The organism is Streptomyces sp. NPDC028419 (genome assembly GCF_055565515.1).
The window spans coordinates 19,819-39,414 of sequence record NZ_JBVHUE010000005.1 but is presented as its reverse complement, the minus strand read 5'-3'; the positions used below and the strand labels follow the sequence as shown (position 1 = coordinate 39,414).

18 protein-coding genes are annotated in these 19,596 nt (G+C 72.8%); 8 read left to right on the top strand and 10 right to left on the bottom strand.

From position 1 onward, the window contains the following. Positions 1–534: 534 nt before the first annotated feature. From ACZ4UB_RS07980 to ACZ4UB_RS07965, 4 genes are all read left to right on the top strand, one after another. The gene (locus ACZ4UB_RS07980; RefSeq protein WP_468068993.1) at positions 535–2,232 is read left to right on the top strand and encodes a Rossmann-fold NAD(P)-binding domain-containing protein; all 1,698 of its coding nucleotides are present in this window, start codon (positions 535–537) and stop codon (positions 2,230–2,232) included. After that, complete coding sequence (locus ACZ4UB_RS07975; RefSeq protein WP_468068992.1) at positions 2,229–3,344, top strand: Gfo/Idh/MocA family oxidoreductase; 1,116 nt, start codon at positions 2,229–2,231, stop codon at positions 3,342–3,344. The genes ACZ4UB_RS07980 and ACZ4UB_RS07975 overlap by 4 nt, the downstream gene beginning before the upstream one ends. A 184-nt stretch (positions 3,345–3,528) precedes the next feature. Then, on the top strand, positions 3,529–4,644 hold the full coding sequence (locus ACZ4UB_RS07970; RefSeq protein WP_468068990.1) for a Gfo/Idh/MocA family protein: 1,116 nt from the start codon (positions 3,529–3,531) through the stop codon (positions 4,642–4,644). Between the two features lie 193 nt (positions 4,645–4,837). Then, positions 4,838–7,705, top strand: coding sequence for a helix-turn-helix transcriptional regulator (locus tag ACZ4UB_RS07965; RefSeq protein ID WP_468068989.1), 2,868 nt, complete (start codon positions 4,838–4,840; stop codon positions 7,703–7,705). A gap of 60 nt (positions 7,706–7,765) precedes the next feature. On the opposite strand, the gene ACZ4UB_RS07960 is transcribed toward ACZ4UB_RS07965, so the two are convergent. The 4 genes from ACZ4UB_RS07960 to ACZ4UB_RS07945 all read right to left on the bottom strand — a co-directional run bounded on the left by ACZ4UB_RS07960 (position 7,766) and on the right by ACZ4UB_RS07945 (position 9,907). Continuing rightward, entirely contained in the window at positions 7,766–8,215 is a 450-nt protein-coding gene (locus tag ACZ4UB_RS07960; RefSeq protein WP_468069247.1) for a DUF2199 domain-containing protein, read from the bottom strand. Positions 8,216–8,346: 131 nt separating this feature from the next. Continuing rightward, positions 8,347–8,784, bottom strand: a complete 438-nt coding sequence (locus tag ACZ4UB_RS07955; protein WP_468068988.1) for an arsenate reductase ArsC — start codon at positions 8,782–8,784, stop codon at positions 8,347–8,349. After that, positions 8,781–9,530, bottom strand: coding sequence for an aquaporin (locus ACZ4UB_RS07950; RefSeq protein WP_468068987.1), 750 nt, complete (start codon positions 9,528–9,530; stop codon positions 8,781–8,783). The genes ACZ4UB_RS07955 and ACZ4UB_RS07950 overlap by 4 nt, the downstream gene beginning before the upstream one ends. Beyond that, complete coding sequence (locus tag ACZ4UB_RS07945; RefSeq protein ID WP_468068986.1) at positions 9,527–9,907, bottom strand: ArsR/SmtB family transcription factor; 381 nt, start codon at positions 9,905–9,907, stop codon at positions 9,527–9,529. Before ACZ4UB_RS07945 ends, ACZ4UB_RS07950 begins: the two co-directional genes overlap by 4 nt. Positions 9,908–9,996: 89 nt before the next feature. Between ACZ4UB_RS07945 and ACZ4UB_RS07940 the strand changes: the two genes are divergently transcribed. Continuing rightward, complete coding sequence (locus ACZ4UB_RS07940; RefSeq protein ID WP_468068985.1) at positions 9,997–10,485, top strand: ArsI/CadI family heavy metal resistance metalloenzyme; 489 nt, start codon at positions 9,997–9,999, stop codon at positions 10,483–10,485. 41 nt (positions 10,486–10,526) lie between these two features. Here ACZ4UB_RS07940 and ligA read toward each other — a convergent pair whose 3' ends face one another. Further along, on the bottom strand, positions 10,527–12,614 hold the full coding sequence (gene ligA, locus ACZ4UB_RS07935) for an NAD-dependent DNA ligase LigA (RefSeq protein WP_468069246.1): 2,088 nt from the start codon (positions 12,612–12,614) through the stop codon (positions 10,527–10,529). Between the two features lie 130 nt (positions 12,615–12,744). On the opposite strand from ligA, the gene ACZ4UB_RS07930 reads away from it, so the two are divergent. Next, complete coding sequence (locus tag ACZ4UB_RS07930; RefSeq protein WP_468068984.1) at positions 12,745–13,086, top strand: HopJ type III effector protein; 342 nt, start codon at positions 12,745–12,747, stop codon at positions 13,084–13,086. 107 nt (positions 13,087–13,193) lie between these two features. On the opposite strand, the gene ACZ4UB_RS07925 is transcribed toward ACZ4UB_RS07930, so the two are convergent. From ACZ4UB_RS07925 to ACZ4UB_RS07915, 3 genes are all read right to left on the bottom strand, one after another. Beyond that, positions 13,194–14,411, bottom strand: coding sequence for an ARPP-2 domain-containing protein (locus ACZ4UB_RS07925; protein WP_468068983.1), 1,218 nt, complete (start codon positions 14,409–14,411; stop codon positions 13,194–13,196). Continuing rightward, complete coding sequence (locus ACZ4UB_RS07920) at positions 14,408–15,847, bottom strand: hypothetical protein (RefSeq protein WP_468069245.1); 1,440 nt, start codon at positions 15,845–15,847, stop codon at positions 14,408–14,410. The genes ACZ4UB_RS07925 and ACZ4UB_RS07920 overlap by 4 nt, the downstream gene beginning before the upstream one ends. Before the next feature lie 174 nt (positions 15,848–16,021). Beyond that, positions 16,022–16,615, bottom strand: a complete 594-nt coding sequence (locus ACZ4UB_RS07915) for a TetR/AcrR family transcriptional regulator (RefSeq protein ID WP_468068982.1) — start codon at positions 16,613–16,615, stop codon at positions 16,022–16,024. A gap of 69 nt (positions 16,616–16,684) precedes the next feature. Between ACZ4UB_RS07915 and ACZ4UB_RS07910 the strand changes: the two genes are divergently transcribed. Next, positions 16,685–17,170: an SRPBCC family protein gene (locus tag ACZ4UB_RS07910; protein WP_468068981.1), complete on the top strand. Its 486-nt coding sequence runs from the start codon at positions 16,685–16,687 to the stop codon at positions 17,168–17,170. Positions 17,171–17,385: 215 nt separating this feature from the next. On the opposite strand, the gene ACZ4UB_RS07905 is transcribed toward ACZ4UB_RS07910, so the two are convergent. Then, positions 17,386–17,652 carry a hypothetical protein gene (locus tag ACZ4UB_RS07905; RefSeq protein ID WP_399257788.1) on the bottom strand — a complete coding sequence of 89 codons (267 nt, stop codon included), beginning with the start codon at positions 17,650–17,652 and terminating at the stop codon, positions 17,386–17,388. A gap of 129 nt (positions 17,653–17,781) precedes the next feature. After that, positions 17,782–18,351 (bottom strand): hypothetical protein, encoded by a 570-nt coding sequence (locus tag ACZ4UB_RS07900; protein WP_468068980.1) that lies wholly within the window; start codon positions 18,349–18,351, stop codon positions 17,782–17,784. A gap of 194 nt (positions 18,352–18,545) precedes the next feature. On the opposite strand from ACZ4UB_RS07900, the gene ACZ4UB_RS07895 reads away from it, so the two are divergent. Then, the gene (locus tag ACZ4UB_RS07895) at positions 18,546–19,286 is read left to right on the top strand and encodes a class I SAM-dependent methyltransferase (RefSeq protein ID WP_468068979.1); all 741 of its coding nucleotides are present in this window, start codon (positions 18,546–18,548) and stop codon (positions 19,284–19,286) included. Positions 19,287–19,596 lie beyond the last annotated feature (310 nt).

Genomic DNA, 19,596 nt, shown 5'->3' with positions numbered 1-19,596 from the left:
CCACGGGCGTGGAGGTACGGGACGTACGGTCGGGGAACCGCGCCGGACCGGGATGCGGGAGGCCGAGCGCACCCGGGCCGCCCCGGCACGGCGACCTTACGAAGACCGCCGGGCGCTGCCACAGCCCCTACGACCCCTACGACCCCCTATCGCGCGCCCGGACGGCCGGCGCCACGGCCGTACGGGGACGCACGGGGCCGGGGTGCGCCCGGCCCGTCGCCCGGCCCCTCCCCCGGCCACCGTGCCCGCTGCCGCGCCGTCCTGGTGCGCGGTAGGGGGTCGTAGGGGTCGTAGGGGCTGGGGCGCCGGCCGGAGACCTCCATAGGCTCCCGATGTGCCGGAGGGGCCCCGTGCCGAGCGACCCGGGAAGGCCCGCTCGGCCCCCGGCCCCGCCCCACGGGCCGTCGCCGCGCCGCGGATCCCGCCCCCCGCTCCCGAACCCACCGCCCCGGGAGGCGGCGCCGGCCGCTCCCCGCCGGCGTGCCGGACGCCCCGGACCGCCGGCCAGCTCCACGACGAGAAGAGGTTGGAACGATGACGTTGACCGAAGGAGAGTCCAGGGGTGTCGCGCTGGAGGACGTCGCCGTCCCGTGCCCGGACACCGGACGGTACGAGGTCCTCGACGGTCGCATGACGCCCCATGACGTCGACGCGACCGTCCGCTCGGTGCTGCGCGGCGAGGGCGTCCCACTCAGGGAGCCGGAGCCCGGGGCGCCGACTCCCGGGCAACCGGCCGCCGGGGGGCTGCTGTTCGACCTGGACGGCACCTCCGTACGGCTGCGCAGTCGCCCGCTCGCCGATGCCGGCCCGGACACCCTCGACGCCGTCGCGCCCCCGGCCGCCCGCACCCAGGTGCTGCTGTCGGCCGACGGACCGCTCTCCGAGCGGGCCGGGGCCGTCTTCGACCGCATCGTCGGGGCGCTGACCCTGCGCGGCAACTGCTACACGCCCGCGGAGGTCGAGACCATCGTGGCCGGCATGCCGCTGGTGGCCCGCTACTCCACCGGGGAACCGGCCTTCCGCGACTGGGCGTTGATCTTCCGCGACCACTACGTGGAGAACAGCGTCGGCTTCCTGTTGGGCATGGAGCGGGCCGGGATCGACCCGCAGTGGATCTTCGCGCTCTCCAAGGGCGACCGGACCCTGCACCGCGACCGCGTGCACGCCTGGTTCCTGCACCGCGGCTACCGGAGCGACACCCTGGACAACTCGGTCATCAACGGCTCGGCCGACACCTCGGCGCGCGCCTACGCCCTCGCGGTCAACGAGCAGGTGGACGACTTCGTGCGCAGCGCGCACGCGGCGGGCCGCAAGGTGTTGGTGATCGACGACGGCGGTCTGCTCGCGCAGGGTTACGGGGCCGAGGGCGTCCTGGAGGACGGCATCGACGGCGCCGTGGAGCTGACCGTGAGCGGGTTGAAGCGGATCGCGGGCGCGCCCGGCGAACTGACCATCCCGGTGCTCAACATGGCGCGTTCGCGGCTGAAGAGCATGCTCGGCTACAACGAGATAGCCGACTCGTGCGTGCGCCGGCTGCGTGCGATCCTGCCGGGCGAGAAGTTCATCGGCCGGCACGTGCTGCTGTTGGGCTACGGCACGCTCGGGGGCCGCGTGGCGCACGCGCTGCGCGCGCTGGGATGCCGGGTGGCGGTGGTGGACACGGACGTGCTGGCGCTGATCACGGCCGCGGAGCACGGGTACGAGACGTACCGCAGCACGGGCGAGGCGCTCGGCGCCCACGCGCCCTTCCTGATCATCGGCAACACCGGTGAACTCGCCCTCACCCACGACGACCTGCCGCTGCTGCCCGACGGGGTCTACCTCGCGGGGTTCGCCACGAAGGACTTCAGCCTGCTCAGCGAGGGGTTCGAGGGGCTGCGCTCCACGCCGGTCCCCCAGGTCGGCGTCCGCCACACCCTGCCCGGCGGCACCACGGCCACCCTGCTGGGGGACGGCCGCTCGCTCAACCTCTTCGAGTACGAGGGCATCGCGAACCGCGGTTACGACGCCTACCGCGCCGGCACCCTGATCGCGGCGAAGCTGCTGTGCCGCGAGGCGGGCGCGCTCGCCCCCGGCATCCACCTGGAGCCCGTGGACCGGGAGATCGACGAGGCCGGGCTGTTCGGCGCCTACTACGAGGAGTACCTGGCCTCCGGCACCCGCCACCGCGGCCCCGCGAACGCTCAGGCCGTACCGGTCGCACCTGCCGCACCTGTCCCGGTGGTCCGGTGAAGGCCCGCACGTCCGGGACCCGCGTCTGCGTGGTCGGGTACGGGGCCGCCGGCCGCTTGCACCAACGGCTGCTGAGCGAGCTGGGGTTCGACGTCAGCGTGGCCGATCCCGCACCGGGCGCTGTGCCGCCCGCGGTTCCCGTCTTCGACTCGGTCGAGGCGGCCGCCCGCCGTCCGGTCGACGTCTGGTCCGTGTGCTCGCCGACCGCCACCCACGTGGCGACGGTCGCGCAGGTGCTCGCCGTGGACCCGGCGGCCCGACTGCTGGTCGAGAAGCCGCTGTGCCGCGCGTGGGAGATCCCCGAGCTGACCTCCCTGTTGGACGCCCACCCCGAGGCCCGGCTGGTGGTCATGGACCAGTACCAGCACTCCCGGGCGATGGCCCTGCTGCGGAGCATGCGCCAGGAGCTGGCGCCCGGGCAGGCGCTGCGCGCGGTCCGCGTGGGCTTCGGCAAGGACCGGCGGGCCGACATCGCCGCGGGCCGGTTCGTCGACCGCGACTACGGCGTCTTCGGCTACGAGTGGCTGCACATGCTGGCGCTGGTCCGCGGCGCGCTGTCGCCGCAGACCTACGACCGCTACATGGGCACCGAGCCGCGGGCGTGCGTCCTGGACGTGGCGATCGACCCCGAGTTGACCAGTACCGCCGCGCACGAGCGGGCCGTGGCCGACGGCGTGGACATCGAGTTGTACTCCACCATCGTCGGCCCCGACCCCTCCGGGCAGGTCGAGGTACCCGCTTGGTTCGACCTGCCCGTCGCGGCCGACGAGAGCAGGCAGCGCCACGTCGACGTGCTGGCCGGGCCGGTGCGCTTCGGCCTGGACCTGGACCCGGTGACCCTGCCCCGGGGCACCCGGCTGCCGCGCAACACCCACCGGCTCACCGCGCAGGGGCCGGGGCTGCGGCGCGAGTGGCTGATCCACGACTCCCCGCTGGACAACGCCCTGCGGTGGGCGGTGGCGACGCTGCTGTCCCCCGCCGGCCCGCCCGGTCTCGACCTGCGGGGCGCGGCGCGCATCGGCCTGTTGGCCGAGGCGGCCCACCCCGAGCGGCCCGTCGCAGGCTCCCGGAGCACGCACCCCGGTCTGCGACCGCCCTCCGTCCACACCTGAGCGGCGGCCGGGCCCCTGCACCTGGCACCGCCCGGACGAGCAGGGGCCCCGGCCGAGCACGACGACCACGAGCGCCGTCCCCCGGCGCTCCCGGCACCACCGTCACCACCCTCACCACCCGCACCACCCTCACCACCCGCACTACCCGGGCCGACCCCACGGCCCCGACTGGAGGAGAGATCCCTTGCTCACGTTCGGAGTGATCGGCTGCGGGTCGATCGGCGGCTTCCTGGCCCGGTTGCTGACGCGCGAGGACGCGGAGCTGGCCGGCCGGGCGCGGCTGGCGGCGGTCGTCGGCCGGGACCCGGTGCGGGCCGCGGCGCTCGCGGCCGAGGTGGGCTGCGCGGCGACCGACGTGGCCGGACTGCTCGCCCGGCGGGACGTGGACGCCGTACTCGTGTGCACTCCGAGCGGAACCCATGCGGAGCTGGCCGAGGCGGCCCTGCGCGCGGGCAAGCACGTACTGGTGGAGAAGCCGGTGGACGTGACGCCGGAGGCCGCCGACCGGCTGATCGCGGTGGCCCGGGAGACGGGGCGGACGCTCGGCGTGGTGTCCCAACACCGCTTCGACCCCGCCGCCCGGCTGGCCCGTACCGCGATCGAATCGGGCCGGTTGGGCCGGGTGACCTCGGTCATGACCGAGCTGTCCTGGTGGCGCGGACCCTCGTACTACGCCTCCGGCACCTGGCGCGGCACGCGGGCCCTGGACGGCGGCGGAGCGCTGATGAACCAGGCGATCCACGCGGTGGACCTGGTGCAGTGGTTGGCCGGGCCGGTGGTGGAGGTGGCGGCGCACACCGCTCGGCTGGCCCATCCCGGAATCGAGGTGGAGGACGTGGCGACGGCGAGCCTGCGCTTCGCGAACGGCGCGCTGGGCACCTTGCTCGCCTCCACGGCGGCCTACCCGGGGCGCACCGCCCGGACCGCGGTGAACGGCGACCGGGGCTCCGTGGTCATCGACGACGACAAGCTCGCCTACCTGCACCTCGCCGCGGAGGGCGAGGAAGCGCCCGCCTACGGGGCGTTCGGCGCCGCCGACCAATCCGCCGCCTACGCGGCGGAGTTGGCGGGCGACGACGCCCGGGACGCCTCGGGCCTGCTGTACCAGCCGCACCGGGACCAGCTCCTGGACTTCTGCGGGGCCGTGCGCGAGGGGCGGCCGCCGCTCGTGGACGGGGCGGGTGGGCGCCAGGCGGTGGCCGTGGTGACGGCGATCTACGCTTCGGCCAGGACCGGTCTTCCGCAGCGAGTGGACCGTGCTGTTCCGGCCAATGATGGGCGCATACAGAAGAGTCCGTGAAGGCGGGAGCGCTTGAGCGCACGCGTCCGAATCCGTTCCTTTGTCAGGACAATGGCGGAATATCGATCCCTGCTCCCCGACGCCCCACCGGTCCCGACGTAGACTCGATCACCGCTGGGCCGGAGGCCGCCTGCCCTGCCGGTCGGGTCCGTTCCGTTCCGTGCTGTTCCTCGCATGAGAACGGGGCGGTGGGATGCGAATGGAAAGCTACGGGATTTTGTCCTATGCCGATGAGATCATCGAACGGGCCGAACAGCGCGGTGGCGTCATCCTCCTGGAAGGGGGCCCGGGAACAGGGAAAACGTTCCTGCTGGACAGGGTGAAAGAACGCGCCGTCGCCTCCGGTTCGGTATGCCTGCACGCCACCGGCTTTCGCGATGAGCGCACGGTCCCCTTTTCCTTCCTGGAACAATTCGTGCACGGATCCGGAATTCCCGGTGCCGTCCGTGCGGCCGTGCACCGACTGGTCGAAGGGGCGGCGCTCGCCGACGCGCCCGGCGCGTCACCCAGCGCCTCGATCGGTACGACGCCCGGCACGTCCCCCGGCTCGTCGACCGCCGACCAGCCCGGAGCCCTACCCGCGCACGTCGTGCAGGAACTGATCTGCGCACTGGTCGCGGCCACCGGGCCCGCCGGCGGCTTCGTCCTCGTCGACGACGCCCACCACGTGGACCCGGCCTCGCAGTCCTGTCTGCTCCACCTGGCCCGTCGGGCCCGGGCGCACCGCATCACCTTGGTGATGGCCTATCCGCGCACCTCCCGCGACGGCATCCGCGACCACCTCGAATTCGTCGGGCTCTGCGACGCCCGGCTGATCGAGGCCGCCACCTTGCGCGAGGAGGAGGTCGAACGGCTGCTGGAGCACGGGGCCGGCGCCAGCGTGTCCCGCGAGTTGGCCGGGGCGGTCCACCGGATCAGCGGCGGCAACCCGGCGCTGGCCACCGCGCTGGTCCGGGACCTGCACCCGGACGGAGCCGCCGGTCCGCCGTCATCGATCCACGTCGGGGCCGCCTTCCGCACCGCCTACGCCGCCGCGCTGGTCCGCCACCCCCGGCTCGCGGAGACCGTCCAGGCCCTCGCCGTGCTCGGTGACGACGCCGATCCCTTACGGGCCGCGCGCCTGCTGGAGCGTCACCCCGGGGAGATCGAGCAGCACGTCGCGGAGCTCGAACGCGCGGGCCTGCTGGGAAGCGACGGCTTCCGCCACCCCGCCGTCCCCGAAGCCGCCTTGAGCATGCTCGGCGCCGAACTGCCGGGCCTGCACGGGCGGGCCGCCGCGCTGCTGTTCGGCGAGGGCGCCCCGGCGCCCTCCGTCGCCCACCACCTCCTCGCCGCGGACGAGCGGCCCGACCCGTCCCAGGTACGGGTGTTGCGGCTCGCCTGGCAGCAACACCTCATGGCCGGCCGGGCGGACCGGGCACTGGCCTGTCTACGCCTGGCCGACCGGGCCGAGCTCGGCCACGCGCAGCGCAGCAGGGTGATCGCCTCGCTGATCGGCACGCAGTGCTACGTCAATCCGCTGGCCGCGGAGCCCGATGTGCACCGGCTGTTGGCCGCGGCGCGCGCCGGGCACGCGGACTGCGGCGCGCTGCGGCTCCTGGTCCTCTGGTTCCTCTGGTTCGGCTGCCGCGACCGGGCGCGGGAGCTGATGGACCGCCTGGTCGAGACCTGCGGGCCGACCCACGTGCACGAGGAGGTGCGGGAGTTCCGCGCGCTGATCGGGTGCCTGTGGCCGGAGCTGCTCGACGATCCGGTGGTGCACGCCCACGGCGGCCTCGGCCTGCCGCGCCCACCCGGGGCCACACCGTCCGGGGGCATGTCGTCCGGGGGCACGCCGTCCGGGGGCGACGGCCACGACGCTGCCGAGCAGCGGTTCGTACCGGCGGCCATCAACCCCCGTTGGCTGCGCGAGCTGGATCTCGCGGCCCTGCTGGAGCTGACCCGCAAGGGCGAGATGACCCTGGCCGACCACCTCTGCGAGGAGCAGTGGAGCCGGCTGACCCCGGACGAACTCCCCGCCCGCAAGGCACTCCTGAGCGGTCTGCGCGCACACCTGCGGTGGCACCTGGGAGACCTGCGCACGGCTGCGCGGAGCGCCGCGCAGGCGCTGGAGCTACTGCCCGACCGCAGTTGGGGCGTCGCCGTCGGGATGCCGCTGTCGGTCCTGATCGCCGCGCACACCCTCATGGGTGATCCGAACCAGGCGATGCGCTATCTGGAGCGTCCGGTCCCCGACGAGATGTGGGAATCGTCCTTCGGCCCGATGTACCGGCTGGCCCGCGGTTGCTACCTGCTGGAATCGGGCCGTCCGCACGCGGCGTTGAACGACTTCACGGCCTGCGCCCCGGCGGACGGAGCCCGGCAGGGCAACCCCTTCGGTCCCCTGGGCTGGCGCGCCCACGCCGCCCGGGCCCACCTGGCCCTCGACGACCCCGAGCAGGCCCGCCGGCTGGCCGTGGCGGAGATCGTGCAGGGCGACCGGCCGACCGACGCCCGCGGTCGCGCGTTGGAGGTCCTGGCCGCGGTCGACGATCCCGGGCGGCGCAGGGCCCGGCTGGAGGAGGCGGAGCGGATCCTGCGCGCGACCGGCAACCGGCTCTCGCTCGCCCGGGTGCTCGCCCAACTCAGCCACGTGGACCTGGCGGACGGCGTCACGCACACGGCGCGGGCCCGCTGGAACGAGGCACAGTGCCTGGCCGCCGCATCCGGTGCCCCCCACCGGATCCAGGACCTCGCACCCCCGCTGGACGCTCCCCCGGCCCCGGCCGCCACCCCGGCCGGACCGCCCGCCCTCGCCGTGGGAGGCGGGCCCACGACCGGGCCCACGACCGGACCCGGGGCCGCTCCGACGCCGACGGACACGGCGGCCGTCGGCCTGACGGAGGCCGAACGCCAGGTGGCCTCCCTGGCCGCGGCGGGCAGGTCGAACCGACAGATCGGCAGCCAGCTGTACATCACGGTGAGCACGGTGGAACAACACCTGACCCGTGTGTACCGCAAACTCGCCGTCCGGCGCCGCTCGGAACTGACCGGAGTACTGGGGGTCCGGGTGCCGTCGTAACACCGGGAAGCGCGCGAGCACGCTGCGGTGCGGTGCCGACTGCCGGCTGCCGGCTGCCGGTCAGGCCGGGTGCAGCACCGCCGCGGCGATCTCACGCACGCGGTCCAGCGTGATCCCCGTGCGCTGTTCGAGGGCGAGCGGGTGGTCGGTGGGCTCCAGCTGGATGAAGGGCCGTTCGCCGAGGGGTCGGGTGTGGGCGTTGGTCTTCAGGTCGGTGGTGCCCTCGGAGTACATCGCGAGCTCGGTGCTGAGCCAACCGAAGTACGGCTTCTCGCTCTCGCGGCCCGGCGCGTTCCACATCTCCTGGGCCCGGGCGAAGTTGTCCCTGCTCAGCGAGACCCAGACGCCCCAGGAGAAGACGTCCTGACTGTCGATCACGGGTATCTCGATCAGGCCCTTGACGAAGAAGTGCTGCCCCTTGATCACGCATTGGTCGGCGGACAACATGCTGTCCGGATCATCCTCGAAGCCGACGTCCCAGACATCGGGGGCCGTCGTCGAGTAGCTCATGGGGAGCTCGGCGTGGTGGGCACCGCAGCAGGAGCACGTGAAACCGGGGTCGTTGGGCATGGCGTGAGTTTAGCGATGACCCGCACCCGTGCCTCCCGGGTGGCTCCCGGGAGGCACGGGTGCGGCGGCGCTCACGCCGAGGGCGGGGCGTCGAGTTCGGCGAGCAGGGCGCGGACGCGCTGCTCGATCGCGTCCCGGATCGGTCGTACGGCCGCCACGCCCTGCCCGGCGGGGTCGGTCAGGGTCCAGTCCAGGTAGCGCTTGCCGGGGAAGTACGGGCAGGCGTCTCCGCAGCCCATGGTGATGACCACGTCGGAGGACCGCACCGCATCCGCCGTCAGGACCTTCGGGGTCTCGGCGGATATGTCGATGCCCGCTTCGGCCATGGCTTCGACGACGGCCGGGTTCACGGTGTCGGCGGGGGCGGAGCCGGCGGAGCGGACCTGGACGCGGTCCCCGGCGAGGTGGGTGAGGAAGGCAGCGGCCATCTGGGAACGACCGGCGTTGTGGACGCAGACGAACAGTACGGAGGGGACGGACGGGAGGGACGGGACGGTGGGGGTGCTCATGGGGTCAGTGCGCCTTCTTCGGCTGGGCGGGCGGCGGGGAGGGCGTTGCTCGTCGGCGTGGGGGCCATGCGGCCGAAGCAGGCGGCGACGAGGCCGAGGCCGAGGACGCCTCCGAGCAGTTGGGCGGCGATGAACGGGGCGAGGGAGGCGGGGGCGATCCCGGCGAAGGTGTCGGTGAACGCCCGGCCGATGGTGACGGCGGGGTTGGCGAAGGAGGTGGAGGAGGTGAACCAGTACGCCGCCCCGATGTAGGAGGCGACGAGGGCCGGCGCCAGATGCGCGCGCCCGGTGCGGGCCAGGCCGAAGACGAGCCAGACCAGACCGGCGGTGGCCACCACCTCGCCCAGCCACAGGTGCTCCGCCCAGCGGTCGTGGGAGGCGAGGGCCAGGACCGGCTGGGCGAACATCGCGTCGGCGAGCAGCGCGCCGCCGATCGCCCCGGCGATCTGGGCCGGGACGTAGGCCGCGGCCTCGCGCAGGGTGAGTCCGTCGGGGCCGTGGCGGCCGGTGAACCAGGCGGCCAGCGTGACGACCGGGTTGAAGTGCGCCCCGGAGACGGGCCCGAGGAAGGCGATCAGCACGCCGAGGCCGAGGACGGTCGCCAGGGAATTGGCGAGCAGCTGCACCCCGACGTCCCGGGTCAGCTGTGTGGCCTGGATGCCGGAGCCCACGACCACCGCGACGAGCGCCGCGCTACCGGCGGCCTCGACCGCCACCCGGCGGGCCAGCGGCGCGATGGGGCTCACGTGCCGGCCTTCGCGGGCGCGGCGGGGATCTGGAGCAGGGACGACAGCTGGGCCAGGGCCCGGGGGACCACCCAGTAGTACACCCAGGTTCCGCGGCGCTCGGAGCCGACGAGCCCGGCCTCGCGCAGCACCTTCAGGTGGTGGGAGATCGTCGGCTGGGAGACGTCGAACGGGCCGGTCAGGTCGCACACGCACGCCTCGCCGCCCTCGTACGAGGCGATCAGCGACAGCAGGCGCAGTCGGATCGGGTCCGACAGCGCCTTGAACATCCGCGCGAGATCGGCCGCGGCCTCCTCGCCCAGGGGCTCGCGGACCATGGGCGTGCAGCACGCCACCTCGTCCTGCCCGAGCACCGGCAGGCCAGCTTGTTTAGACATGGCTCTATGTTGACAGCCATCTAATCCGGTGGCAACCTCTCCTGTATCGATAGATGTCGATACAGTGACTCCCGGAAGGGGAGACCGCCATGTCCCGAGTCCAGCTCGCCCTGCGCGTCGCCGACCTGGAAGGCTCGATCGCCTTCTACTCCAAGCTCTTCGACGCCGAACCGACCAAGCTCCGGCCCGGCTACGCCAACTTCGCCATCGCCGAACCGCCGCTCAAGCTCGTCCTGATCGAGGGTGAGGCGGACGAACCCACCCGCCTGGACCACCTCGGCGTCGAGGTCGCCACCACCGGGGACGTCACCGCAGCCACGACCCGCCTGAAGGAGGCGGGGCTGGCCACCTTCGAGGAGAACGACACCTCGTGCTGTTACGCGCTCCAGGACAAGGTCTGGGTGACCGGCCCCGGCAAGGAGCCGTGGGAGGTCTACGTCGTCAAGGCCGACGCGAGCACGCTGGGCAAGAGCGTCGACAGCGCCCCGCAGACGTGCTGCGACACCTCGGCGGAGCAGCCGGACACCGCCTCCCCCACCCCGACCGAGGCCGCGGTCGCCTGCGCTTGCGGAAGCTGAGCGGCCCAGTCCTGGGCGGGGGCGGGGGTGGGGGCGGGCGGCTAGGAGCTGGGGAGCAGGGCGGCGACGAGGGCGGCGAATTCCTCCGGGTCGAGGATGCGGATGCCCAGTTCTTCGGCCTTGGCGCGCTTGGAGCCGGCCTTCTCGCCCGCCACCACGAGGGTGGTGCGCTTGGACACCGACGACGACGCCTTTCCGCCGGCCCGCTCGATCAGCTCGTTCATCTCGTTCCGGGACAGGACCGCGAGGGGGCCGGTCATGGAGCCGGTCACCACGACGGCCTGGCCGGCCAGTGGGCCGCCCGCCGGGGCGTCCGCGTCCTCGCCGTCGCTCGCGCGGGTCGCCTCGCCCGCGTCGGTCGCGGCCGACGTCGCGGGCCGCTGCGGCTCGGTGATCTGCGTGCCGACCCGTTGGGCCTGGAGTCTGTCGAGGAGCGGAGCGAGTTCGACGAGTTCGGCCGCGATGACGCGGGCCTTCTCGGCGCCGATGCCGTCGACGCCGGCCAGCGTGTCCGCGTCGGCGGCGCGGATCGCGGCCATCGAGCCGAAGTACGCGGCGATCCGGCGGGACATCGTGCGTCCGGTGCCGCGGACACCGAGGGCGCAGAACACGCGGCTCAGCGCGGCCCCGCGGGCGGTCTCGATCGCGGCCAGGAGGTTGGCGGCGCTGGTCTCGCCCATCCGCTCCAGCCCGAGGAGCTGCTCGTGGGTCAACGTGAACAGGTCGGCGACGTCCTTGACCAGACCGGCCTCCACCAGCTGGATCGCACGCGTGCCGCCGAGGCCCTCGATGTCGAGCTGGTCCCGGCCGGCCGCGTAGATCACCGAGGCCACGGCCTGGCAGCCGCGCCCGCGCACGCAGCGCCACCGCTGCTCGGAGGCGTCGATCGCGTCCCCGCAGCGCGGACAGGCCTCGGGGAAGAGGATCGGGCTCTCGGCGCCGGTGCGCTCGTCGACCAGGGGTGCTTCGACCCGGGGGATCACGTCGCCGGCGCGGTACACGAACACCTGGTCGCCGATCATGAGCCCGCGGCGGGTGATGTCGGACGGGTTGTGGAGCGTGGCGTAGGTGACCGTCACCCCGTCGATGACCACGGGCTCCAGGACCGCGCGCGGGGCGATGATCCCGGTCCGGCCGACGTTCCACTCCACCGCCAGCAGGCGCGTCACCTTGTGTTCGGCCGCCAGTTTCCGGGCCACCGCCCACCTCGGGGCGCGCGAGCCGTTGCCTGCCCGCAGCTGGTCCTCGGCCGTGTCGGCCTTGACGACGACGCCGTCGATCCCGAAGGGCAGCTCGCCGCGCAGCCCCGCGATCGTGTCGATGCGTTCCTGCACCTGCTCCACGGTCTCGCACCGCATCGGGGCGGCGGCCGTGCTGGCGGCCGTGTTCGCGCCGAGCGAGGCCAACCTCTCCAGCAGGGCGACGTGACCGAGTCCGTCCAGGCCGATCGCGCTGTAGGCGAAGAAGGTCAACTCGATCCGGTAGGGCCGGTCCTTGGCCCGCAGCGTGCCGGCGGCCCCGCTGCGCGGGTGCGCGAAGGGCGTGGCCTCGTGGGCGAGCCGGATCCGGTTGGCCTCCTCGAACTGCGCGGTCGTCAGCAGCACCTCGCCGCGCAGCTCGACGTCGATCGGCTCGGTGAGGACCGGCGGCATCCCGAGGACGGCGTCGGCGGCGTGGGTGATGTCCTCGCCGGCCAGGCCGTCGCCGCGGGTGAGGACCTGGACGAGCCGCCCCGCCCGGTACCGGGCGGCCACCGCGAGGCCGTCCAGCTTCGGCTCCACGCACCATCCGGCCACCGGGTGTCCGAGGCGCCGTTCCAGCCCCGCGGCCCACTCGGCGAGCTCGTCGGCGTCGAAGACGTTGTCCAGGGAGAGCATCGGCACCGAGTGCGGCACGTCACCCTGTACGGCCCCGCCCGCGACCTTCCCGGTCGGCGACTCGGCGAGCACCTCGTCCGGGTGGGCGTCCTCGTAGGCCGCGATGGCGCGCAGCAGCCCGTCGTACTCGTCGTCACCGAGCGGGGTGGTCCCGTCGCCGTAGTACGCGGCCGACGCCGCCACGGCGGTGGTCACGGCCTGTGCGTAGGCGGCGGGTGAGCGCAGGGTGCTGTTTTCGGTCATGGAGGTCATCATGGTGCCACCCACTGACAACGCCCCGTTCTGACCTGCGGCGCGGTGTCCGGCGGCGGTCCTTAAGGTGGGTACCGTCGTCCGGTCACGGACGGCGATCGGATCGTCCGTACAACCCAGGGGAACCACCATGACTGAATTGAACTCGCTGCGGGCAAGCCTTGCGTCGGGTGGGCACGAGTTCGCCGACACCTTGTCCTTCGTCGCCGCGCACTACGCGTACCAGCCCCAGGCGTTCCGCAACGGGGAGCTGACGAATGCCGCGGGTGAGAACGAAGGGTCCTGCAAGACCCTGGGACTGGCCCTGCTGGAAGGGTTGAGCGACGAAGAGGCGCTGCTGGCATTCGGTGAGCACTACCGCAGCGTGCTGGCGACGCCGAACGGCACCGATCACAGCAACATCCGCAACCTCATGGCCCACGGCCTGGCAGGAGTGAGCTTCGCCGGGGAGCCGCTGACCCGCAAGGGCTGAAGCCACGCCCCCCGGGTCACCGGAGCGCCCGAGTACGGACGTACTCGGGCGCTCCGACGCCCTCGGGTCGCCGCCCCGCGCGACCGCCATGGGGTTCAGGACCGGGTTCAGGACCGGGTTCGGGTTCCGGTTCGGGTTCCGGTTCGGGCCTGTTTGCGGTAGCCGTCCAGAACGTCCTGGCGGAGCAGGAAGCCGAAGCCGGCGGATTCCAGGCGCAGGGCCAACTGGGCCTCGTCGATGGCGAGTTCGGCCGCCGTATCCGCCATGTGCCAGTCGTGCGCGGCGAGCTTGCTCAGCAGGTGACCGCGGCGGACCTGGCTCTCCGACAGGCGGAACGTCTTGAGGTAGGAGATCCTGCCCGCGTCGTCGGTGATGGCCTCGCCGATGTGGTTCTCCTGCTTGGGACGGAATTCCGGCAGGAAGCGGGAGAGGGTGAAGCGGCCCATCCGGTAGACCGTCTGCCAGTCGTAGGCGTGGTCGAGCAGGCCGGCGGCCATGGTCGTGTCGTGGAAGTGCGCCCAGCCGCGCTCCTGTTCGGCGACCGCCGCGCGCAGGTGGGCCAGGGAGCGGATGCCGGCGTCCGGGATGTGGGCCCGGAAGTCCCGGACCGGTGGCATCAACGTGGCGTAGTGGTGGATCAGTTCGCCGTACAGGTCCTGCAGGAGCGTCGCGTGGAGCGCACGGTAGTCGTCGGGATGCGGGACCACGAACGCGGCCGCGAGGGCGTCGGCGACGTACACCAGCACGCCGCACTGGTCGGGGTGGATCTCGAAGACGCGCAGCGCGTCGCCGAGTCCGCGCACTTCGGCGCCCACGTAGGCCTCCTCGACGCGCGGGGAGAGCCCTTGGCTGATCGCGCGCTGCGACCACTCCTCCCAGGCGATCGAGGGGCCGCCGAAGTGCAGCGCCAGATAGCCTTCGAGCGCCAGGTGCATGGGGAGGAAGCGCAGTCGGTCCTTGGCCTGACGGCGGGCCATGCGACGGTGGAAGCGCAGGCTCATCGTGGCGGCCGGGGGCACGTCGCCGCCGGCGGCGAACTGGGTTCCGTAGGCGGCCGCGGGCGTGCCGTCCCCCGTCCACGTGGCGACGAACCCGTGCGGGACGTAGGAGACGTAGGCACCGCGGGGGCCGACCTCGACGTGACCGGGCCCGTCACCGTAGAGCCGCGCGTGCAGGCGGAGGTCGTGGACGGGCTCGTCGCGGACGAGGGGTACGAGACGCACCGCGCCCCAGACCTGTGCGGGGCGGGCGGTCAGACCGCTCAGCTCCAGCGGGGGCGGCTCCGGGGTGGTCGGGTCGGGATCGGTCCGGTCGTGCGTGGTCATCGCGGCCGCTCCTCGTCGGGGTCGCCCATCAGCAGGGCCGCACGGGTGTCCATGTACGTGGTCAACTCGGCCAGGCCGGTCCGACCTTCGGCGAATTGGGCGAGTTCCACCAGTGCGGGAAGGTCCTCGGCGTCACGGATGCCCGTGGTGGGCACCGTCGGCGAGAGTCGACGCACGTCGAAGGCCGCCGCGTCGTAGACCGGGTTGAGGTGCACGATGCTGGTGCGGCGTTCGGGGTCGAGCCGGGTGCGCCAGATGCGCAGCACCTCGGCGGCCAGGCCGGGAGGAGCGTTGTCCCATCCGTCGGAGACGATGACCAGCCTGGACGGGGCGGTGTCCAGCGCGTCGAGGATCCGCCGGCCCACCGGGGTCGGTCCGTACGGGTACGTCAGCAGGGCGTCGGTGCGCCCGGACGTCCACAGCGCGCGGTAGTCGTCGGCGAGGGCCGCGAGGAGGTAGTGGCAGGCCAGGGTCACGGCCAGCGGTCGGCGGCGCTTGTGGGCGGAGCCGGAGGTGGAAAAGCTGTCGTCCAGGACGGCGGTGACCTCGCCCCAACTCCCCCGGTGCACCCCGGCCACCCGATCGGCGGCCGCTTCCAGGGCGCGGGTCAGCTCGGCGCGCCGGCGCGCCCGGTCCTGGACCGGCAGCGACAGGACGTAGGTCGCCAACCGGGTCAGCGGCATCCTGGACAGGTCCGCCCGGACCGCCGGGGCCCCGGCCTTGCGCGCGGACTCCTGCAGTCGCAGGGTCTCCAGCCGGGTCATCCGCGGGGCTATCCGCTCCAGGAAAACGTCCCGGGGGATGCGGTGCTTGGCGGCGAAGCCCTCGGCCGTCGTATAGGGCAGCTCGTACAGCGCGGCCTGCTCGTAGTGCGCGCGGCGCCAGGTCTCCAGGAGGGGGGTCGTGTACTGCTTGCGGGTCAGCGGCGCGAAGACGAAGGTCCCCAACTCTTCGGTGGCGGGCGCCAGGTGTGCGTGGCGAAGGGCCCGCTTGAGGGCGCTGCGGTACTTCACGGCGTCGAAGGCCGGGTCGGGGCGGGCGGACAGCCAGTCGCGCATGATCGCGCGGGTGCGCCGGTTGTTCACACCGGCCCGGCGCAGGGCGTCGAACAGGCCGTACACGCGCTGTGGCGGCAGCGTCGCCAGCCGGCACGCGATCAGCCGTCCCTCGCTGCGGCGTTGGTCGGCGGTGGCCTCGGCGGCGGTCTCCAACAACCGCCGGACGATCAGGGCCACGTTGTGGTCGTTGATGTCGAGCGCGAGGACACCGGCGTACAGGTCGCGGTAGTTGCCCAGGATGTACGCGTGGAGGAAGTCCAGGGACAGCAGTTGCTCGCCCGCGTCGCTGTGGAACTCGCGCTGACCGGTGGAGGTGATCGCCGCATTGACGAAGAGCAGCACGTCTTCGGCAGCGACGAGGTCCCCGTACGAATCCATCCGCTTCATTTCCCGTAGGTGACTGCGCAGGTGTGGGCGCCGGCCGGGGAATGGGGGCACGAGCTGCGAATCATTGCTTCAGAGGCAGGTTCCGGAAGTCGCACCGGAGTCCCGCGGCCGGCCCATGGACCGTAACAGACCGGTACACGGGCCTTCCATCGACTTCTGCCGACGTCAGCCGACTCCGACACTCAGCAGGGCCGAAGCGCACTGCTCGGCCAGGTCCTCCGCGTGCGGGGGCAGCGGTTGACCGGCGCGCAGGTGGCGGCGCACCACGGACAACGGCAGGTCGATCAGGGCCAGGGTGACGCGTTCGTGGTCCTGGGGCCCTGCCGCGCCGAGGACTTCGGCGAGGAGGTGGAGGGATTCGTACACGCGCTGGTTGCCCAGGTCCGCGCGCTCCTTGTGCTCCTCGGACCAGTCCGCCCGGCCGAACTCCGCGGCGCCGTAGAGCAGGAGCGACGCTTCGCCCGGGTGGGCGCGGCTCCAGGAGACGACGTGTCGGGCCGCCGCGCGGGCGGCTCCGTGGGGATCGGGGGCGCTGCCGAGCGCGACGAAGTACCCCTCTTGGAAACGCTCCACGGCGCGCAGCCACACCTCTGCGAGCAGTGCCGCGCGGCCGGGGAAGCGGTGGTAGACGGATCCGCTCGGCGCGCCGATCGCCTGGGCGACGGCGGTCATCGTCACGCCCGTCGGTCCGGCGGAGGCGGCCAGTCGGACGGCGGCGTCGAGGATCTGGTCGGTGTCGAAGCGGGGTGGTCTCGCCATGAATCAGAGAGTACCCTCCACAGTATTGGAGGCAACTCTCTAATAATCGGCTGGAGAGGTGGAGGACGCATGGGCGTCTACAACGTTCACGAGCGCATACTGGCCGCCGAGGCGGGCGACGTCGGCACGCTCATCGACAGCCTGTCCGGCGGCGCGGCGGACCGACTGTGGCCACATCCGGACTGGCCCGCCATGACGTTCGACCGTCCGCTGGCGGTCGGCGCGACCGGCGGCCACGGCCCGGTCCGCTACACGGTCACCGCGTACGTGCCCGGGACCTGGGTCCGCTTCGCCTTCAGCGGACCGCGCGGATTCAACGGCTTCCACGAGTTCGCGGTGCTGCCCGTCGACGGCGGGCGCACGGCGCTGCGGCACACCCTTGCGATGCGGGTCAGCGGGCCGGCTCGACTGACCTGGCCGGCGGCCTACCGATGGATGCACGACGCCTGCCTGGAGGACGGCTTGGACCGCGCCGAACTCGCCTGCACGGGCACGGTGGCCCGTCCGGCCCGCTGGACTCCGTACGTACGCCTGCTCCGCGCGCTCGCGCGCTAGGCCCTGTCGTCAAAGTGCCGTCTGCCTCGCGACGCCTGGCACGCACTCTCGCCGCACCGGGCGAAAGCCAAGTACGTCCAGTACGCGGGCTTCCGCCCGGCACGGCGAGAGCACGCACCAGACGCCGCGGGGCCGCCCTTCGGGCGACGACGGCACTTTGACGACAGGACCTAGGGCGGCGTTCCCGCCGGCCTGGTCGACGTGTTCTTCGGGGGTCACGGCGTGTCGCCCTCCCAGCGGAACGGGCCGCCGGGGTCCGCTTCGGACGGGCTGTAGAGAGTCCGGCCACCGGGTCCGTACAGCCCGCGATCGGTGATCAGGAGCACCCCCTCCGCCCACTCCCGCAGGGACAGGCCGCTCACATCGAGGAGCTGACCGTCCAGGGGGCCGCCCGCCAGCCTCACGTACACGCGGCCCGGGGTCGGCCGGACCACGTGACCCTCGTCGCCGCAGTACACCCGGCCGTCATCCGACGCGCTCATCCCGCCACCTCCGCGATCTTCGAGGCCGAGCCTACGAGGTGCGGAGCAAGATCAACAGTCCAGCCGCACGCACGTCCGCGCGCTCGCGCCCGGCGCGGGGTCGCCGGGCCGGAACCGGCTCGCTTCCGGTCAGGCGCCGGGCACGTCCTGTCGGTGCCGATCGGACGGCACGGCCGTGAGGTGGTAGGTGGTGTCCACCCAGAACCCGCCCCCCTTCGTCTCCGCCTTGACGGACAGGACGTAGTCGCCCGCGAGGAGGGGGTCGATCGTGCCCCACAGGCCCCAGGCGACCTGCGGCCCGACGGACCAGAAGCGCTTCGAGGTCGCCTCGCGGACGGGCAGCGGGATGCCGTTCAACTGGGCCTCGGCACCCGAGGTGGCGAGGCGCAGCGGCCGCGCGGAGAAGCCGAGTGCCAGGCGCCGCGTGTTCAACACCGGGAAGAACAGGGGCCGATCGGTCGGTACCGTGCACCGCCGCACCACGCGGCCGCCGTACGTGCCCGCGAGGAACCAGACGTCCGACGGCTGGCTCCACCCCGCGTGCTCACCGGTGGCGTCCTCCACGGGGCTCCGCCCGCTGGGGGCCGAGTCGGCCCACTTCCACCAACGCGCCGCCAGTTCCCGCGCATCCGCTCCGGCCACAGTCGCCTCCCCCGCCCACATGCCCGCTGACCAGCCGATGCGCATGTTATCGCGCATGTGGGCGAACCCCCGATGGCCATTCGAAGGCCGTTCGAAGGTCGTTCGTGCCGTTCGGATCCAACTCCGCCTCGACAGGGCCAGGTTCGTAGTTTCAGCCAGTACGGACTCCTGCCGCCCAGCGGGAAGACTCCGAAGGGAGGGCCGCGGCTCGTCATGAGAGCCGACGCCACAAATCGAGGGGAACCGCCACGATGAGTGGTCAGCTGTACGACGGAATCGGTGAAGCGTTCGAAGGCTTCAAGACCCTGCCCGTCATTCGTTACGCCGAGGTACCGGGCTTCCTCGCCCTGATCGGTGACGTCACCGGCAAGTCCGTATTGGACGTCGCCTGCGGGACCGGTTTCTACAGCCGCGAGCTCAAGCGACGCGGGGCGTCCCGCGTCCTCGGATTCGACATCTCCGGCGCGATGATCGACGCGGCCAACGCCCTGGAGCGGTCCGAGCCCCTCGGGATCGACTACGAGGTCGCGGACACGGCCGCCCTGCGGGACTTCGAGCAGCCCTTCGACATCGCCGTGGCGGTGCAGGCGTTCAACTACGCGAGCGACGTCGCCGAGATCGAGCGGATGATGCACCGCGTCCGGGGCAGCCTCGTCGCCGGCGGCGCGTTCTATCTGTTCGCCCAGAACCCGGACTTCGATTTCGACGGGCCTTCACTGGCCAAGTACGGGTTCCTGTGCGAGTCGACCGGCCGGGACAACGAGATCGGCCGCGGGATCCGGCTCACGGCCCTGCTGGACCCGCCGGTCTCCTTCGAGGCCACCACGCCGTCGCGGGAGACGTACGAGACGACGCTGAAGGCGGCCGGATTCACCGGGATCGAGTGGGTGACGCTGGACGTCTCCGACGCCGGTGTCCGGGAGTTCGGCGAGGAGTTCTGGGCGGACTACGCCGGGAACAAGCCGCTCATCATGATCCGCTGCACCGCCTGATCCTCCGGGCCCACCCGGTCCCCCCGGTCCGTTCGACGTCGCCCGGCACCCACGGTGCCGGGCGACGTCGGCGTTCCGCCGGGTGCGGGGGATCCGGGCATGTCGGCTTGACCGATGGTCCCGCGGCGACGTAGCTTCAGCGCACCCATTCGTGAGCACATGGCAGGAGGCGACGTCCGATGTCCACCATCTCCGGCGCGCACCGCCTCGCTCACGAGACCGCCTGGGCTCCGGGCCGTCTCGCACACGGCTGCTGAGCAGCCCCCTCGCGGCGCGCCCTCTTGCGGCCCCGCCCCCTCTGCTTCTCCCC

What these genes read in the sequence shown, in the direction of transcription:
- ACZ4UB_RS07930 (WP_468068984.1), top strand. Translation starts at nt 12,745, where the DNA reads ATGACTGAATTGAACTCGCTGCGGGCAAGCCTTGCGTCGGGTGGGCAC.
- ACZ4UB_RS07895 (WP_468068979.1), top strand. Translation starts at nt 18,546, where the DNA reads ATGAGTGGTCAGCTGTACGACGGAATCGGTGAAGCGTTCGAAGGCTTC.
- ACZ4UB_RS07980 (WP_468068993.1), top strand. Translation starts at nt 535, where the DNA reads ATGACGTTGACCGAAGGAGAGTCCAGGGGTGTCGCGCTGGAGGACGTC.
- ACZ4UB_RS07945 (WP_468068986.1), bottom strand. Translation starts at nt 9,907, where the DNA reads ATGTCTAAACAAGCTGGCCTGCCGGTGCTCGGGCAGGACGAGGTGGCG.
- ACZ4UB_RS07960 (WP_468069247.1), bottom strand. Translation starts at nt 8,215, where the DNA reads ATGAGCTACTCGACGACGGCCCCCGATGTCTGGGACGTCGGCTTCGAG.
- ACZ4UB_RS07905 (WP_399257788.1), bottom strand. Translation starts at nt 17,652, where the DNA reads ATGAGCGCGTCGGATGACGGCCGGGTGTACTGCGGCGACGAGGGTCAC.
- ACZ4UB_RS07910 (WP_468068981.1), top strand. Translation starts at nt 16,685, where the DNA reads ATGGGCGTCTACAACGTTCACGAGCGCATACTGGCCGCCGAGGCGGGC.
- ACZ4UB_RS07965 (WP_468068989.1), top strand. Translation starts at nt 4,838, where the DNA reads ATGCGAATGGAAAGCTACGGGATTTTGTCCTATGCCGATGAGATCATC.
- ligA (WP_468069246.1), bottom strand. Translation starts at nt 12,614, where the DNA reads ATGACCTCCATGACCGAAAACAGCACCCTGCGCTCACCCGCCGCCTAC.
- ACZ4UB_RS07955 (WP_468068988.1), bottom strand. Translation starts at nt 8,784, where the DNA reads ATGAGCACCCCCACCGTCCCGTCCCTCCCGTCCGTCCCCTCCGTACTG.
- ACZ4UB_RS07920 (WP_468069245.1), bottom strand. Translation starts at nt 15,847, where the DNA reads ATGGATTCGTACGGGGACCTCGTCGCTGCCGAAGACGTGCTGCTCTTC.
- ACZ4UB_RS07940 (WP_468068985.1), top strand. Translation starts at nt 9,997, where the DNA reads ATGTCCCGAGTCCAGCTCGCCCTGCGCGTCGCCGACCTGGAAGGCTCG.
- ACZ4UB_RS07900 (WP_468068980.1), bottom strand. Translation starts at nt 18,351, where the DNA reads ATGCGCGATAACATGCGCATCGGCTGGTCAGCGGGCATGTGGGCGGGG.
- ACZ4UB_RS07925 (WP_468068983.1), bottom strand. Translation starts at nt 14,411, where the DNA reads ATGACCACGCACGACCGGACCGATCCCGACCCGACCACCCCGGAGCCG.
- ACZ4UB_RS07915 (WP_468068982.1), bottom strand. Translation starts at nt 16,615, where the DNA reads ATGGCGAGACCACCCCGCTTCGACACCGACCAGATCCTCGACGCCGCC.